Source organism: Legionella stuttgartensis (genome assembly GCF_977063405.2).
This window is the reverse complement of sequence record NZ_CDRUHA020000071.1, coordinates 637,174-652,005: the sequence shown is the minus strand read 5'-3', so window position 1 is coordinate 652,005 and position 14,832 is coordinate 637,174. Positions and strand designations below refer to the sequence as shown.

The following is a 14,832-nucleotide window of genomic DNA, read 5'->3' as shown; positions in this document are numbered from 1 at the left end:
TAAACGTTATTGAAAGTGATGAACTGCTGGGTGAATAGCCTTAGAAAGGCTTGAGCGTAATGCGGTGAAAGTCGCACGTTACGTTCTTAGGGGACGGGATCGGAGCAATTCGATCCTGTTACCCGACCTGTTTTCTTTTTTAGAGTTGTCTTGTTCATTAATTTTTAGATCAAGTTTTATGTGAATCTGACTATTTTTTATTAAGCGCGGATCAATTGCGTGTTTGTGATTTAATGCCGAATCTAAATTTCAGCTATCAATTTACACCATGATCACCCGGTTTAACCCACTCTACTCTTTGCTGGTTTCCAGATAGACATCAACTCATCAAAAGTTTGTCCTTCCAAATTAATGAGTTTTTTTTCATGAGCAATCATTTTATAAATTATTTGTTTTTGGAACGATAAAATTTACACTCAACACCATGACCAAGATCATCTTTATAATATTCCATACCACACTTCCCCATTACTCGATGTGATGCACTATGTTTGAGTGGTGCAAAAGCAATAATATAATCAAAATTGATATTTATTTTACTCCATTCAAGAAGTGCCTCTAGTACTTCAGATGCATAACCCATACCCCAAAATTTTCTTACAATAAGATATCCAACTTCAATTTCCCCTGTTTCCATTGGCCCAAATCCACATCGTCCGATGAATTCATGAGTGACCTTATTGAATATAACAAAACCAGGCAATCCTTTGTCTCCATAAAGGCTCATAATCTGTTTTATTCTTCGCTTAGTCTGCTCGCGATCTTGTGTTCCATCAGGAAAGAATTTTCTAACTTCTCGGTCTGCATGAAGCTGAGCAACTTGATCTAAGTCCTCATCCTTAATTAAACGCAAAAGCATCCTTGGTGTTTCAATTTTAATGGTCATATTGGTTCACTTATAATCCTATATTTTCTATATATTGAATTTCTTCTTGTGTAAGCTCAAAGTCATATATGTTTAAATCATTATCCATGTGTTGTTGATTTGTAGTGCCGGTTAAAGGCAATATCCCCACTTGGTTTGCAAAGCGAAATATAATTTGCGGGATGGTTTTATCATATTTTACAGCAAGTGATTGCATGTGAGGGTTTAATAAATACCGCTGATTCGCAGTGAGCAAAGAAAATCCTTGATAGATAATCTTGTTTTTTTGACTAAATGTCCTAACGTCTTGATCCCATTGTGTTATGGCGAAACATCTATTTTGTATAAACGACGGCTTTATAGAGACTTTTCTATATAGTTCTTCAACTTGTGCCATATTAACGTTAGAAATGCCGAGAAACTTTACCTTTCTACTACACACCAGCTCTTCCATGGCTTGCCAAATTTCTAAATCTGCATCGATTATTCCATGAGATAGTGAAGGGCCATGAAGTATATAGGCGTCAATGTAGTCTGTCTGTAAATGTTCTAGTGAGCTTGCAAAGGATTGCTTGACCTGATTGGTCAATGAATCAAATTCATCATAAGGTTTTCTATGATCTTGGCCATGTACAGAGGTAAATTTTGTTTGTAGAAATAAATCACTGCGTGTTTTTTGACTAGTTGTTAAAAATTGATCAATTGCATCACCCACGGCTTCTTCAAAATAATGCCTACGTTGATTGGCAGTATCAATCCCTCGAAATCCTGAGTTGAGTGCCTGGAGCACCAAACGTTTTGTGTCATCTTCTTTCCATGCTGTACCATATAAAATAGGGGGAGTGGTTGATGTGTCGTTTTGTTTTATATTCATAATGCCGCCTCCATTGGTGTCACAGCATAACCAAGCATTATCCTCCTCAAAATATAGAGGTATTTTTCGGAGGATAATGAGCTAAGGAACAAAGCCATTAATAGACCCTGTGTCAATTTTATTTTGACTTTGAGCTTTCCACAATTGAGCATAGGCACCATTTTGATTTAGTAGTTCATTGTGGGTACCTTGCTCAATAATCACACCTTTAGCGAGTACCAGAATATTATCTGCATGCGTTACTGTAGAAAGTCTATGTGCAATAATAAGTGTTGTTGTGTTGATCGATATCTGTTTGAGACAGGTCTGAATGTCTTTCTCTGTTTTCATATCCAGTGAAGATGTTGCTTCATCAAAAATAAAAATTTTAGGTTTTTTAAGCAGCATTCTAGCGATGGCCACTCGCTGTTTTTCGCCACCAGACAATTTTAATCCGCGCTCACCAACTCTGGTTTCTAACCCATCAGGCAGTTTTGCCACGAACCTGTCAAGATGTACTGCTTGTATTGCATCCGCCAATTCATCATGAGTGACATGCGGATTTCCATATATCAGGTTATTTCTTAAGGTATCATTGAATAAAGCAGTTTCCTGAGGAACAATACCGAGTATTGCTCTGAGTGATGCATTTTGGATATTGCTAATATTTTGCCCATCAATCTGAATACTCCCCGAATTCAAATCGTAAAGCCGAAAGATTAATCTTGCGAGAGTGGATTTGCCGGATCCTGAGGATCCAACGATTGCAGTAGTGGTACCGGGTTCAACTATAAAGCTAACGTCATCAAGAATTTTTTGATGTTCATTATAAGTAAAATGGACGTGATCAAATTGGATTTTTCCTTCTTTGTACTTAAGTGTTCTGGCATTGGGTTGGTCTTGAATATCGATAGGAATTTTCAGCAACTGAATCGCGGTTTGAAAACGAGCTAAATCATCTCGGGTAACACGAATTCGATAGCCTAGCATGGATAATGGCAGCATGAACATGAATAAATAGCCATGGACCAGTACAAAATCTCCGACATTCATGCTCCCTGCAATGACTCGGCTGCCAGCAAGTAAGAGCATAATAATAACACACATACCGACAATGACATTTTGCATAAGATGAATTTTTGCATCGGCATTTAATGCTCGAGTATCTGCATGGGCCTTTTCTTGTAATTTTTGAGCAGCTGTATTGATTTCATCCTGTTGGGTATTAAAATATTTCACGGTATCCGCATGCAACAGGCTTTCCACCAGATAGGCGTTTGCAGATGCATCTTCATTGTTTTGCTTCATTCTGCATTTTACAATCCATTGAGCGGTGTAATAGCTTAGCAAGATATAAGAAACCAGCATCAACAATAGAACCAATCCAAAAAAAAGATCATAAAAATAGCTCAAAAAAATCATAGCAAAAATGATTTCTATAAGAACCGGCAATATCATCACAATGGGTCGACCAATAAGATCAACAGCAGACGAGTGTGAGCGTTCTATGATTGTAAGAATTTCGCCTGATTTACGTTCTCTATGAAATTTTGTGGAAAGCGCTTGTACGTGATCAAAAAGTTCTAAACAAAATTTTCTCGCCCCTTCTAATTCTACAGGAAAAGCTATTACTTGACTGAGGGTGATACAAGCTTTGGATGCACCCCAAACCGATGCATAAGTCAGAATGATGACTAAAGGGGTGCTGTTTAAAAATGGGGCATGTCCAGAGAGTGCATTAATGGCTTCTTTTAAAAAAATGGGGACACACAAATTTAGTGCAATGGAAATAAATATAAATAAGAGAGCCAAGACAACGTGAATTTTTCCTCTTAGGTTGTTCTTTGTCCAAACGCAAGGCCAAAGATAGTAGATAGTTTCTTTAATGCTGGGTAAACTATCATTCATCATGATGCACTCTTTTGCTGCTGGCTATTCCACATGGAGTAATATAATCCCTTTTTCTCGATTAATTCTTGATGCGTTCCAGCTTCTACGATTTCTCCGTCTTGTAAAACAAGAATGTTGTCAGCATGAATAATCGTACTCAAACGATGTGCAATGACTATACTGGTGGTATGTTTTGTAACTTCCTCAATATTTTCCTGGATATTTTTTTCAGTCTGCGTGTCGAGCGATGCGGTTGCTTCATCAAATAACAAAATACTCGGGTTGCGTAATAAACATCTTGCTATTCCAATCCTCTGGCGTTCTCCTCCTGATAATTTAAAACCCCCTTCACCGATGTTGGTTTCAATTCCTTTGGGGAGGTTTTTTACCATCTCTTCCAAGTGCGCCAGTTGGATTACGTTATTGATTTCACGCTCGGAGATATTTAGAGCACCGTAGCAGAGATTAAACCTCAACGTATTGTTGAAGAGTAGAACTTCTTGTGGAACAATTCCGATTTGTTGGCGGAATGAATGCTTGCTCACAGCAGTAATATCCTGGTCATCTATGAGTATTTGTCCCTGAGTGACTTCAAATAATCCCAGCAATAATCGTGCAATCGTTGATTTACCCGATCCGCTGGGTCCCACAATAGCTGTCATCTTTGCGGGTGAAACTTCGAAGCTTACATTTTTTAAAATGGGGTGTTCTGGTTGGTAACCGAAAGTGACGTTTTTAAAGTGAACATGCGGGCCGGTAATGGATAAAGGTTTTGCATCAGGATGGTCTTGTTCAACTTCATCGGTTTGATCTAATAAATAGGCTGAATATTCTATTTTGGATAAATCATTTTTGGTATCTCGCCAACGCACACTAGCTTCGCTTAAGGGTTCAAATAACTGTAATAAATAGCCATTAATCAGGACAAAGTCACCAATTTTTAACTGTCCAATTAAAATTTGGTGCCCTACTTTATAGGACAAAAAGGCAAGACCCCCCGCAATAATGAGTGTTTGTATCACCAAAAATGTACCGTTTCCACTAAATAATGCTGTATTTGCATGAACGCTTTCTTGTAAAAATCGGTCTATTTTTTTATGTTCTACGGTTTGACTGTTGTAGTATTTTACAGTTTCTGTGTTGAGTAGGCTGTCGGTAATTGCGGAACTTACATTTAATTCAGCAATGCTACAATTTTTTTGCAGGACTGTGGATTTTTTTTGAGTGAGTCCATTAAAAACAAGATAGATTCCCAAAATAATAATTAGATAGAGGCCATAGCTTAAGCCATAGAAGTGCCAAATGATTAAAAAAGCGAAGAGAATTTCTAAAAAAACAGGCACAATCCGAAACAATATGTTCGAGATAAGCATCGCGATTGCAAGCTGTGCGCGACTGATAGCGCTGGTTATTTTTCCGGTTTCCTTATCCAGATGAAATTTGTAATTTAAAGCATGGAGGTGTGCAAAGACATGAGTACTATAATCCGCAATTGTTGTACTTATGTTTACAAAAGAAAGCATCTCGCGAATTTTTTCACTGCATCTTGCCAGCATCCAGAGTAATCCATAACAGCAGATCAGCGAGATAATCATCATGCTCGATGTCATTATCGTACCGGATAATGCAGTTACTATATCTTTAAAAAAAATGGGTACAATTAAATTTAAGGCGAGGGTTGTGAAAACCAAAAATAATGAAAATATGACCCGAAACTTTTTTTTAAAGTTATTTTTCGGCCAAAAAAATGGAAAAAAATGGGATATTATCTGTAAACTCGTCAAATAGAGTCCTTATTGATTATTATCATATGATCGAGGAGGATAACATTAAATAATTTAGGAAGTAAAAAAACCGTAGGCATTGAGGCAAGCGCAAAATAATTTGTGTTCAAAAAAACATACAGTTGTGGAATAATGTGAGTCAATTCGTAATGATATTGTATGCACTGACATGTTATTTGAAATAAAAGATTTCTTGATAATGGTTGATTTTTGATAGGATAATGATTTAAATTTTTATAAAATAAATAGTGCAAAATTTTGATTACCAAATTTTGGAGGGACTATGGAATTATTAGATGCAGTTGAGGCATTGGTGAAAAATCCACTCCTTGATACAGTGGTTTTAGAGGATTGGGTTTTAAGTAAAAGCTTGGTTGAATCATATAAAAACTCAGATACACATAAGATCAGGGAGTTAATCACTGATAAAAAGAATTTTTCGGATATGAGCCATGTGATCCCGTATCCGGATATGAGCCATGTTTTTCCAGTGACCAAATAAGGATTTAAGTGAAAGTTGTAGCGTTAGTTGGTACTGGAATTAAAACAATAGCTCATATTACAGAAGAAGCAAAAGGATATATTTCTACTTGTGATAAGGTAATCTACTTAGTTAATGAACCCTTGCTAGAGAGCTATATTCGTAAATTAGCGAAATCATCAGAGTCACTGGATGAAATATACTTTAACTCTAAATCAAGAGAAAGTGCTTATAATAATATTGCACAATATATTCATAGCGCGATAGAAGATGTACGATCATTATGTGTTGTTATATATGGTCATCCATGTGTGTTTGCTACTCCTGGCTTGCTCGCTTTGTCTATGCTTGGTGATAGCATTAAAACAGTGGTGTGCCCTGGTATTTCAACCCAAGATTGTTTATATGCCGATCTTAGGTTTGATCCCGCATCTGGAGGTATCCAATCCTTTGATGCTACGGAATATCTTCTATATGATAAAGTAGTAGATCCTTCTTCTCATGTAGTAATTTACCAGATTGGTATGGTTGGAAATCTGGGTTTACCAACAAATAAAATCAATTTTGAGGCTCTTAATTTTATTAAAAAAAAATTAATCGAACTCTATAAAAAAGAAAAAAAAGCGGTTATTTACGAAGCTGCTCTTTATCCTGGTACTCATCCAAAGATATCTGAATTTGATTTAGAGCAACTTGATAGGCAAGAGTTAACAACACTGTCTACTTTGTATATTCCTCCCGATAAAATACAACGAATGCCGAGTTCTGATGCATTAAGGTTATTAAATCAAGTGGCATAGTTTAGTGGATGTATCTTATTTTTATTTAATGTGAGGGATTACAATGAGCTCAACAGTCAGCTCTTCTAAAGTAGGGTTCTCTTTTAGTGATTTACCAGTCACTTGTAAATTATTATTGGCTCTTTCTTTTATAGAGGCTATTGGAGGCGGCCTATCTTACCATATTGCGTATTTTTTTAGTGTAAGCACAAATTTTAATAAATTAAATATAGGCTTCTTAGGCTTTTCAATGGGGATTGGAGCTATTTTGGGCAGTATATGTGGTGGATACGTTACGGGAAAAGCACAAGCAAAGGGTATAATTGGGGCAAGTTTCTTACTCATGGGCGTCGCATTTGTTATTCTAGCAAAAGTGAGTTCTTTTCATTTATCTGTTGTCTTTGTATTGTTAATGGGATTTGGGATCAACTTGTTCATCACTTGCAGTAACTCATCTTTCTTGCAGATTTCAAAAAATACCAATCACAGTTTAACGATTGCCCAATCCTATAAAAATGCACTGGAAAATACTGGTGGTATTGTGGCAATGGTTTTGATAATGCTTTTAGCGCAAAATCATTTTAAATTAGCAATGACTTTGGTCGGCGTTACTTTGATATTGTTTTCAATAGTTATTTTTCTAAAATTAGAAATCAGTAATCAGGATGTGGCTGCAAAACCCAGTAATAAAGAAGAAATTGAGACAGTCTATAGCTCGCTTATTCCAATGTTATTTTCAGTATTTTGCATCGGTTTAACTTATGGGATACAAAAAACAGTACTAGGGATTCACTTAAACGAAACAATAGGAAATTCTTTAATCATTGGATTTTTTTTCGCAACCGATCCCATTTTAATCGCATTATTTCAAGTAAAATTATCAAAAAGGATTGAGCGATTCAATAAACATATAGTTGCTTGTATCGGCTGTATTTTATTAGGGGCGTCAACGTTTGCTATGGGCCTGTCTTCTACAATACTAGGAATGTTTTGTTCGCTTTTAGTATTCACTCTTGGTGAAATGTTGTTTATGGCGTACTCCGTTGCATTATGTCATCAATATGGAAGCTCTAACCACAGTGGCCTAGGTATAGGGGCGTGGCGCAGCGCATATGCATTAGGCATGATGATTGGCCCTCTCATATCAGGAGTAGCAATGTATTATTTCAATGCCCAAAGTGCTTGGACAATATCTTCTTTGCTTTGTTTCATGAGTGCCTTCTTAGTATTTAATTCTAAAAGAGCACAGCGGTTAGAAGCTGTTTATTGAGATGCATCCTTTAAAAAAAGGCGCATCTTGACAAAAAGTGTCATTACTTAAATGATGCACTCCAGAGTCATTTTGGAATAAATTATCAATGTCCGAAAGCCAATTTTTTTTATTCTCAAATCCATGGTAATAAAGAAATTGAGCTTTTTTGGCCTTTTCTTCAAGAATTGTATCAGCCCATTCTTCATGACTAGAAGAAAATAATTCTTTATATTTATTTGTAACGATTTTTATATTTTCAAGCTCAGAAATTAGAGTTGCTCTTTTTCTAGACAACCCTTGGTATGGTCTAAAAATAGGATGTTGAAGGGAAAAATATACCGGATTTTTTTCAACATGTTTTTTAGGTATTAATATAGAGGGGTCTGTTTTTAGCTTATAAATGTCTTTTAAAACGTAGGCTATCCATGATGCAGGCAAGAACTCATCGGTATTGGTAAACGAAAATCCATATTTTTCACCTATGAGAATTTCAAAGATATATTTAGCGGTATCTTGAATAAAAAAATCTCGTTCTAAATTTGATTTATCAAAAGCAACCCTAAAAATATGTTGATAATAGTCTCCATAGTAGGTGTAAGCATAATAATGTAGATAATATTTAAAGAAATATTTATTAATATTGATCCACTCAGGATTATTAACAATGTTTTCTATCCATTTTTCAGAAAAGTAAACGATGGAGGCCCGCCACTTACTTTCAGAAGGGCAAGATTGGTAAATTCGTTTAAAGAATTCACTGTGATCATGGTATGAATTGGGGATGGTGCAATCAATTCCAGATCGAATAAGACGATTATGGCTTCTTTTGCATCCAATGTTTTGTGTTACAAGAGTGGTTTGTGCCCCAGCTTTTACAGACAGTATGCCATTAGGCAAGTATCGTTTAAGTGGTTTTATCTGGGTTACATGTCCAATGTTAAAAAAATCCCCTTTCTTATCTATGTAAACAGGATGCGTTTCATTTTCTGAATCACCTCTTAAGTACCATTCAAAGCACTTATCTAATACAAGACCTAATGGACAACTGTGAAATCCATAAAAGAGGTCTTTAGTAATTGGTTCTTGAGATGAAAAATTATTAAGAGTTTGAAGCTTTCCTTGGTGCGGAATATAAAAGGTTTCAGAATCACCAATTAAATCACCATATCCAAAGTTAAAAACATATAGTGGGAAATCTTTTCCTGGCGCAATTTCATCAACTAAGAAAAAAAACTCAGGATTAGAGCGTTTTACTTCCTCTTTAATTTCATCCCAACAAACTCTAGTAAAATTCCTACAAAATTCCATATTAGTCTTTTTGTTAATTAAGTTGCTTTTTATTTTGAATTAAAATGCGTATTTGCCAAAGATTTTAGTGATATAAATGACAAACATATTATGCTCTAATCAAATCAAGCTTGTCAAATAAGTAAAGTACGTTGTTGTTGTCGTAATAAGGATTTTAATCATGAAGATTTTAAGTGAACAGGTTATTAATGGAGAGCGTATTGTGACTCAGGTTATTGATACAATCTTAAGCAGTACAGAACACAATCTTGTTACATTATCCGATATATTTGGGATATCTTTAAATAAGCTTGTTCTGAAAAAGGGGTTTTCAAATGATGAGATCTTAATGATTGTAAAGATAGGAAATTCTTTATTCATTAATTAATAAAATACTTTAGCCCCATTCTTTACCCAACCTATTATTTGAAACATTGATGCTGATTCAAATCGAATTTGTGGCCAGTCCGGATTGATAGGTGAGCATATAAACGTATTGTCTTCTGAGCTTATTTTTCTAAATAAGTTCTCTTCAGTAGCGTTAATATGAATCAGTACTAAATCGCAGTGGTTTTGTTTTTCTTTACAGAAAGTAACTAGGTCACCTGCATTATAAATAGGAGACATACTTTTATCGTGCACAATAAAAGCAAAATCATCATGCGTTATGTTGTCTTGAATTGATGAAGGTATTGGGAGATAACCTTCAATTTTAGATGAGGTATTGATTATAGGGATCGTTTGGAAGGGATGATCCTTCATAGGTTTGTGGTCAATATCTAAAAATAATAACCATGTTGGAGAAACACCCAATGCACTACCGAGTATTTCTGCATCTTTAAACCTGGGCGTTCTTGTTCCTCGTTCCCAATTACTAATTCGTTGCGCTGAAAAACCAGTGACTTCAGCCAACTGCACTGCAGTGAATTTTTTGTTTTTTCGCGACTCTTTAATTCTTAACCCTATTTTTAATTTTATATCCATATAAATACCTTGCAAAATAAACATAATTGTTTATTATAAACGTTATCGTTTATATTTGTGTGTATTGTTTACCTAGCGTTTATTATACACATAAGTTGAATGAACAGTAACAAATAAACAAACCGATTTAGATAAAAAAATATTTTTTGGCGTTTTCTGTAGCTATATACAGAATAAATTGAAAAGGAGTATTCGTTGTGGAAAATAACTTTAGGCTACAAATCTGTAAGAACATCATTAATTATCTATTAGAGTCAACTAACTATACTCTAAAAGACATTGCTGCTTTACTAAATTGCTCAATAAGACAATTACGTTCTATTTATTTCGATGAGTTAATGCCAACTAATCTATATTGCGAACGGGATCTTGTGAGGCTTTATCATTTAATTCTTGAACTCAATACTAATAAACAATATGTGCACCAGGGTTATAAATGGGGTTGCTTATGAATACTTTTAATATTGAAGAGGCTTCAAAGTTTCTAGGCGCCCACAGGGAAACTATCCGACGAATGGCTGCATCAGGTGAACTACCTGGAGTAAAGATAGGGCGAGGTTGGCGTTTTATAGAACAAGATCTTGCGATGTATATGCGAAACAAGTACTCTACTTGCGATGCATCGTGGGGTGTCGATATAGGAGATAATAAATGGCACTCACGAAAAAAAATGGGTTCTGGTGGATCGACATCACCTTCGGTGACAAGCGTATACGCAGAAGCACTAGGACTAAAGTAAAACAACAAGCGCAACAATTCCATGATAATTTTCTACAAGATCTATGGAGTAACAAGCATACCAAATTACCCCAACAGAAATCGTGGGTAGATGCTGTTGTGCGATGGTTAGAGGAATCAGCGCATAAACGAAGTTTAGTTACAGATAAATTTCATTTGGCCTTTCTGGACCCTTATCTTGGCCAGAAAACGTTAGATGAAATTAACGCCGAATTAATTGAATTTATTGCGCAAGAAAAAGAGCGGACTAATGTTACTCCAACGACGGTCAACCGAATGTTGGAAATTATACGTGCTATTTTAAACAAAGCTCATAAGGAATGGCAGTGGATAAACACCATGCCATTATTCAGAATGAGAAAAGTTGAAAATAAGCGTATACGTTGGTTGAGCAGCGGACAGGCTGGTAAATTGCTTCAGGAGCTACCAAATCATTTGAAAGATATGGCCGCTTTTACTTTAGCAACTGGTTTACGCCAATCTAATGTTACTAAGTTGCAGTGGAGTGAAGTCGATTTAATTAGAAAACATGCACTCATTCACCCTGATCAATCTAAAACAAAGAAGGCGATCCCTGTTCCTTTAAACTCTGAGGCAATTGCAATTATAGAAAAACAAAAGGGCCTACACCCCTCATTTGTATTTACTTATTTTGGTAAGCCTGTTACGCGATGTAATAATCATGCTTGGCAAAAAGCGTTGGTTCGGGCAGGAATCAAAGATTTTCGTTGGCATGACTTGCGTCACACTTGGGCAAGTTGGCATGTGCAAAATGGTACCTCATTGCAAGAATTACAGCAATTAGGTGGATGGTCAGAATATGAAATGGTGTTACGTTACGCGCATCTTTCAAGTGACCATTTAAAGGTGGCAGCGGAAAGAATTACAAAAAATTCTGGCACGTTTTCGTCACTGTAACTTGGTTTTTACGGCACGTTTCGATCCAGGTAACCGTTAACTACCTGATTTTAAAGGGTTTAAATGGTGCGCTCGGAGGGACTCGAACCCCCGACACCTTGGTTCGAAGCCAAGTACTCTATCCAGCTGAGCTACGAGCGCAATAAGGTATGGGATTTAATATTTTGCCATTTACATTCTGGTTGAATGGATGCTCTACCAAAATGGTGGGCCGTATAGGATTCGAACCTATGACACAGAGGTTAAAAGCCTCCTGCTCTACCACCTGAGCTAACGGCCCTTACTTAAGGCAAAATATTTTTAAACTGTACTCTAAAACTGGTGGGCCGTATAGGATTCGAACCTATGACACAGAGGTTAAAAGCCTCCTGCTCTACCACCTGAGCTAACGGCCCTAAAGAGGCTGGAATAATACCGTATTAGCGCAGAATTTCAAGTCTTTTTATAATGTTTCTTCTATTTTTGTTATTTTAAAGGGCACAAATGTTTTTTTTGGACAAAAATTGGCGCTATACGAAATAGGATTGCTTCATTAATGGGGCTTGAGCATAAATATCTTTTTCTGTAGCTAATACAGTCCAATCCTGTATTTTTAATTTATCAGCAAGAGTTTGAGCTGTACTTGACGAAGTAATGAGTAGTAGAACATCCGCTCCTAAAGCGCCACAGCCTTTGATTGCGAGTATCTCCGGATCTTTTTTAAATTCATTGATATGTTTTAAGCTGTGTTCGGCAACTAAATTTAACTCTGCTAGTTTTTGATGATAGTTATTAATAGTCCTAATTAACTTTTGGGAATCAACTTGTTCAAATGCTTGTTTTGCTTCATCCACCAACAGTGATAAATAATTAATCTGATCGGGTAGGGCTGTGTCTTGTAAATGATGATGAGTAGCAAGTTTTACGCCGGTATGGATGAGAAAGAAAGACAGATCATGAAAGGGCCAGTCGTAGGACTTCATTACATTGTGTTGCTTATTAATGTAAACGCATCCTTGTTGAGATTGAGCGATCACATCATACCCACTTGGTCTTAAGCCTTTTCCAGTCCAGGATGATTCATAGTAAGCATTAAGCATCTGTTTTAAATCAGGAGTTGTGTTATTTACGAAACAACTCGCTAAGTAACTTGCTAAGAATTGTGCGCTGGAGGCACCTAAGCCTCCTCGACCTGCATAGGGATCATTCCATAAAAGACTTTGTCCTAAGTTTTGTTGGTGCCACCAAATCCCAGCTGGGGATTCTGGATGAATCCCAGATGTTTTTTCTTGTGTTGTAAGTGTGAGCTCAAAACAGGGCGCAGTTGTGAGGAGAAGTGCTGAAGCTTGAGCTACAGCAGCATATTCACCTAATAGAAATGTTTTTGCAGGGATTAACCATTTCATACTGCAATCGGTGTTTGTCTGATCTTAGCGAGTAAATCATGAGCATTATTAAGGCTAATTCTTTTATGCAAATCCAACCATTTTTGTAAATGTTCTTTGAGTACAGGCATTTCGTTTTCATTGGCTCCGGCAGCCAAGAGCAGATTATCAATATGTAATTTCATATGGCCCTGAATAATACCTTCAGTACATAAGGCTTTGATCGCACCTAGGTTCTGGACTAGGCCTACAGCCGCAATGACTTGAGCCAATTCATTTGCTGAAGAAATATTCATCATCCGTAAACACATTTTTGCAGTAGGGTGCAATGAAGTAACGCCACCTATAGTTCCTACAATAATTGGGGCTGTGAGTTGTCCTGTAAGCACTCCATCATGATAACGCCAACGGGTAATTGCTCGATATTGCCCATCACGAGCAGCATAAGCATGTACTCCAGCCTCAACGGCACGCCAGTCGTTTCCTGTAGCAATTAAAACGGGATCGATGCCGTTCATTACTCCTTTATTATGGGTAGCGGCTCGATAAGGATCCATTTCTGCAAAGAGCGATGCTTCTTGCAGTTTTTGGCCAAGCACCGGATCGATAGAGTTTATCGTGACTTGAGCTGTTGTTAACTTTTGATCATTCAAATTGGACAAAATACACATGGTGACTTCTTCACCAGTTAACTGCTCTATAGGTGTTTTCAAGTATTCGAGAACTTGATTAATGATATTGGCCCCCATGGCATCACAGCTATTCATAGTCAAATGAATGACGGCCATGTCTTGATTATCTTCTCTTTTGAGCTGGCGTAATTGCAAATCCATGACCCCGCCGCCACGTTTTACCATGTTTTCAGCAACATCTTTATTGGCTTTGTTAATCAGATAAGTACGATTTTCATGGAAAATTTGAGAAAATTTAGAGAAATCTTTAACGTTCGCTAATTGAATTTGGCCTAAAATGCATTCGCCTTGAACCCAGGTCTTTATTTCACCACATTGTCTAATCCATTTAGCGGATTTCGATAAAGCGGCGATAATTGATGTTTCTTCAACAGCCATCGGAATAACATAGTCTTGTCCGTTAATGTTGAAATTAGTTGCAACACCTAAAGGAAGTTGAAAATAACCAATGACATTTTCAATCAGTTTATCTGCTAAATTTAAATCTTTTATGCCACCATTTTTAAGAAATGCAATGTCTTCGGGTGTTACTGCCCCTAAGGCTAACAAGCGTTTAAAACGTTCTTCTCGAGAGAGTTTAGAAAATCCACGGAATAGCTCATCAGTGTTAGAAGTTAAAGGCATGCTTTCTCCTTTGAGTAGCCGGCATTAACGCAAGTTTTGTAATGCCATGTTTGCGTTGTTCAAATTGGCTGTAATTTTCTTGCATACCTGAATTTAGTGTCTTGAAAAAAATAAAAGCAATTTTATCATAAAATAGGAGCGCAAACTACCCGAAAATCGTAGGTTATATATGATTTTGTTTTATTTCTTAGTTTGTCATCCATCATAGAGCTGGACTCTTTCTGAATGAGTTATTTAATTCATGAAACAAAAGTAAATTTATCTTCCGAGGCATCATCTTACTTGTCGTGATTTAATGCGCAGAGAGAGATAACTAGCTTC

Annotated in this window: 14 protein-coding genes and 3 tRNA genes; 6 read left to right on the top strand and 11 right to left on the bottom strand. The window is 36.5% G+C overall.

What is annotated here, in order from left to right:
* Positions 1-385: 385 nt before the first annotated feature.
* The 4 genes from ACWTEW_RS27545 to ACWTEW_RS27530 form a co-directional block, all read right to left on the bottom strand.
* Positions 386-886: a GNAT family N-acetyltransferase gene (locus ACWTEW_RS27545; RefSeq protein WP_454781268.1), complete on the bottom strand. Its 501-nt coding sequence runs from the start codon at positions 884-886 to the stop codon at positions 386-388.
* A 10-nt stretch (positions 887-896) separates the two neighbouring features.
* Entirely contained in the window at positions 897-1,739 is an 843-nt protein-coding gene (locus ACWTEW_RS27540) for an aldo/keto reductase family protein (protein ID WP_045096112.1), read from the bottom strand.
* Positions 1,740-1,820: 81 nt separating this feature from the next.
* Complete coding sequence (locus ACWTEW_RS27535) at positions 1,821-3,629, bottom strand: ABCB family ABC transporter ATP-binding protein/permease (RefSeq protein WP_454781267.1); 1,809 nt, start codon at positions 3,627-3,629, stop codon at positions 1,821-1,823.
* On the bottom strand, positions 3,626-5,392 hold the full coding sequence (locus ACWTEW_RS27530) for an ABCB family ABC transporter ATP-binding protein/permease (RefSeq protein ID WP_454781266.1): 1,767 nt from the start codon (positions 5,390-5,392) through the stop codon (positions 3,626-3,628). Before ACWTEW_RS27530 ends, ACWTEW_RS27535 begins: the two co-directional genes overlap by 4 nt.
* Before the next feature lie 283 nt (positions 5,393-5,675).
* On the opposite strand from ACWTEW_RS27530, the gene ACWTEW_RS27525 reads away from it, so the two are divergent.
* From ACWTEW_RS27525 to ACWTEW_RS27515, 3 genes are read left to right on the top strand one after another with little or no spacing between them, the layout of a single operon-like run.
* On the top strand, positions 5,676-5,894 hold the full coding sequence (locus ACWTEW_RS27525) for a hypothetical protein (protein ID WP_058492587.1): 219 nt from the start codon (positions 5,676-5,678) through the stop codon (positions 5,892-5,894).
* 8 nt (positions 5,895-5,902) lie between these two features.
* Positions 5,903-6,673, top strand: a complete 771-nt coding sequence (locus tag ACWTEW_RS27520; protein ID WP_454781265.1) for an SAM-dependent methyltransferase — start codon at positions 5,903-5,905, stop codon at positions 6,671-6,673.
* Between the two features lie 43 nt (positions 6,674-6,716).
* Complete coding sequence (locus tag ACWTEW_RS27515; RefSeq protein WP_045096110.1) at positions 6,717-7,922, top strand: MFS transporter; 1,206 nt, start codon at positions 6,717-6,719, stop codon at positions 7,920-7,922.
* On the opposite strand, the gene ACWTEW_RS27510 is transcribed toward ACWTEW_RS27515, so the two are convergent.
* The gene (locus ACWTEW_RS27510; protein ID WP_454781264.1) at positions 7,905-9,212 is read right to left on the bottom strand and encodes a hypothetical protein; all 1,308 of its coding nucleotides are present in this window, start codon (positions 9,210-9,212) and stop codon (positions 7,905-7,907) included. The genes ACWTEW_RS27515 and ACWTEW_RS27510 overlap by 18 nt on opposite strands.
* Positions 9,213-9,372: 160 nt before the next feature.
* Between ACWTEW_RS27510 and ACWTEW_RS27505 the strand changes: the two genes are divergently transcribed.
* On the top strand, positions 9,373-9,579 hold the full coding sequence (locus ACWTEW_RS27505; RefSeq protein ID WP_454781263.1) for a hypothetical protein: 207 nt from the start codon (positions 9,373-9,375) through the stop codon (positions 9,577-9,579).
* Here ACWTEW_RS27505 and ACWTEW_RS27500 read toward each other — a convergent pair.
* Complete coding sequence (locus tag ACWTEW_RS27500) at positions 9,576-10,175, bottom strand: helix-turn-helix domain-containing protein (RefSeq protein WP_454781262.1); 600 nt, start codon at positions 10,173-10,175, stop codon at positions 9,576-9,578. The two genes, ACWTEW_RS27505 and ACWTEW_RS27500, sit on opposite strands and share 4 nt — an antisense overlap.
* Before the next feature lie 448 nt (positions 10,176-10,623).
* On the opposite strand from ACWTEW_RS27500, the gene ACWTEW_RS27495 reads away from it, so the two are divergent.
* Positions 10,624-10,914, top strand: a complete 291-nt coding sequence (locus ACWTEW_RS27495) for a helix-turn-helix domain-containing protein (RefSeq protein WP_231865834.1) — start codon at positions 10,624-10,626, stop codon at positions 10,912-10,914.
* Positions 10,827-11,831: a tyrosine-type recombinase/integrase gene (locus ACWTEW_RS27490; protein ID WP_454781261.1), complete on the top strand. Its 1,005-nt coding sequence runs from the start codon at positions 10,827-10,829 to the stop codon at positions 11,829-11,831. Before ACWTEW_RS27495 ends, ACWTEW_RS27490 begins: the two co-directional genes overlap by 88 nt.
* A gap of 64 nt (positions 11,832-11,895) precedes the next feature.
* Here the strand turns inward: ACWTEW_RS27490 and ACWTEW_RS27485 are convergent.
* The 5 genes from ACWTEW_RS27485 to ACWTEW_RS27465 form a co-directional block, all read right to left on the bottom strand.
* Positions 11,896-11,972: transfer RNA gene (locus tag ACWTEW_RS27485), tRNA-Arg, on the bottom strand.
* A gap of 63 nt (positions 11,973-12,035) precedes the next feature.
* Positions 12,036-12,111 (bottom strand) — tRNA-Lys (locus ACWTEW_RS27480).
* Between the two features lie 39 nt (positions 12,112-12,150).
* A tRNA-Lys gene (locus ACWTEW_RS27475) sits at positions 12,151-12,226 on the bottom strand.
* A gap of 114 nt (positions 12,227-12,340) precedes the next feature.
* Complete coding sequence (locus tag ACWTEW_RS27470; protein WP_454781260.1) at positions 12,341-13,216, bottom strand: mevalonate kinase family protein; 876 nt, start codon at positions 13,214-13,216, stop codon at positions 12,341-12,343.
* A complete protein-coding gene (locus tag ACWTEW_RS27465; protein WP_454781259.1) occupies positions 13,213-14,511 on the bottom strand; it encodes a hydroxymethylglutaryl-CoA reductase, degradative in 1,299 nt (432 codons plus the stop codon). The genes ACWTEW_RS27470 and ACWTEW_RS27465 overlap by 4 nt, the downstream gene beginning before the upstream one ends.
* Positions 14,512-14,832: the final 321 nt, after the last annotated feature.

Excerpts from the sequence above, each read along its gene's own strand:
- ACWTEW_RS27515 (WP_045096110.1), top strand. The coding sequence starts at position 6,717 with ATGAGCTCAACAGTCAGCTCTTCTAAAGTAGGGTTCTCTTTTAGTGAT.
- ACWTEW_RS27525 (WP_058492587.1), top strand. The coding sequence starts at position 5,676 with ATGGAATTATTAGATGCAGTTGAGGCATTGGTGAAAAATCCACTCCTT.
- ACWTEW_RS27535 (WP_454781267.1), bottom strand. The coding sequence starts at position 3,629 with ATGATGAATGATAGTTTACCCAGCATTAAAGAAACTATCTACTATCTT.
- ACWTEW_RS27510 (WP_454781264.1), bottom strand. The coding sequence starts at position 9,212 with ATGGAATTTTGTAGGAATTTTACTAGAGTTTGTTGGGATGAAATTAAA.
- ACWTEW_RS27545 (WP_454781268.1), bottom strand. The coding sequence starts at position 886 with ATGACCATTAAAATTGAAACACCAAGGATGCTTTTGCGTTTAATTAAG.
- ACWTEW_RS27540 (WP_045096112.1), bottom strand. The coding sequence starts at position 1,739 with ATGAATATAAAACAAAACGACACATCAACCACTCCCCCTATTTTATAT.
- ACWTEW_RS27495 (WP_231865834.1), top strand. The coding sequence starts at position 10,624 with ATGAATACTTTTAATATTGAAGAGGCTTCAAAGTTTCTAGGCGCCCAC.
- ACWTEW_RS27505 (WP_454781263.1), top strand. The coding sequence starts at position 9,373 with ATGAAGATTTTAAGTGAACAGGTTATTAATGGAGAGCGTATTGTGACT.
- ACWTEW_RS27470 (WP_454781260.1), bottom strand. The coding sequence starts at position 13,216 with ATGAAATGGTTAATCCCTGCAAAAACATTTCTATTAGGTGAATATGCT.
- ACWTEW_RS27490 (WP_454781261.1), top strand. The coding sequence starts at position 10,827 with ATGGCACTCACGAAAAAAAATGGGTTCTGGTGGATCGACATCACCTTC.
- ACWTEW_RS27500 (WP_454781262.1), bottom strand. The coding sequence starts at position 10,175 with ATGGATATAAAATTAAAAATAGGGTTAAGAATTAAAGAGTCGCGAAAA.
- ACWTEW_RS27465 (WP_454781259.1), bottom strand. The coding sequence starts at position 14,511 with ATGCCTTTAACTTCTAACACTGATGAGCTATTCCGTGGATTTTCTAAA.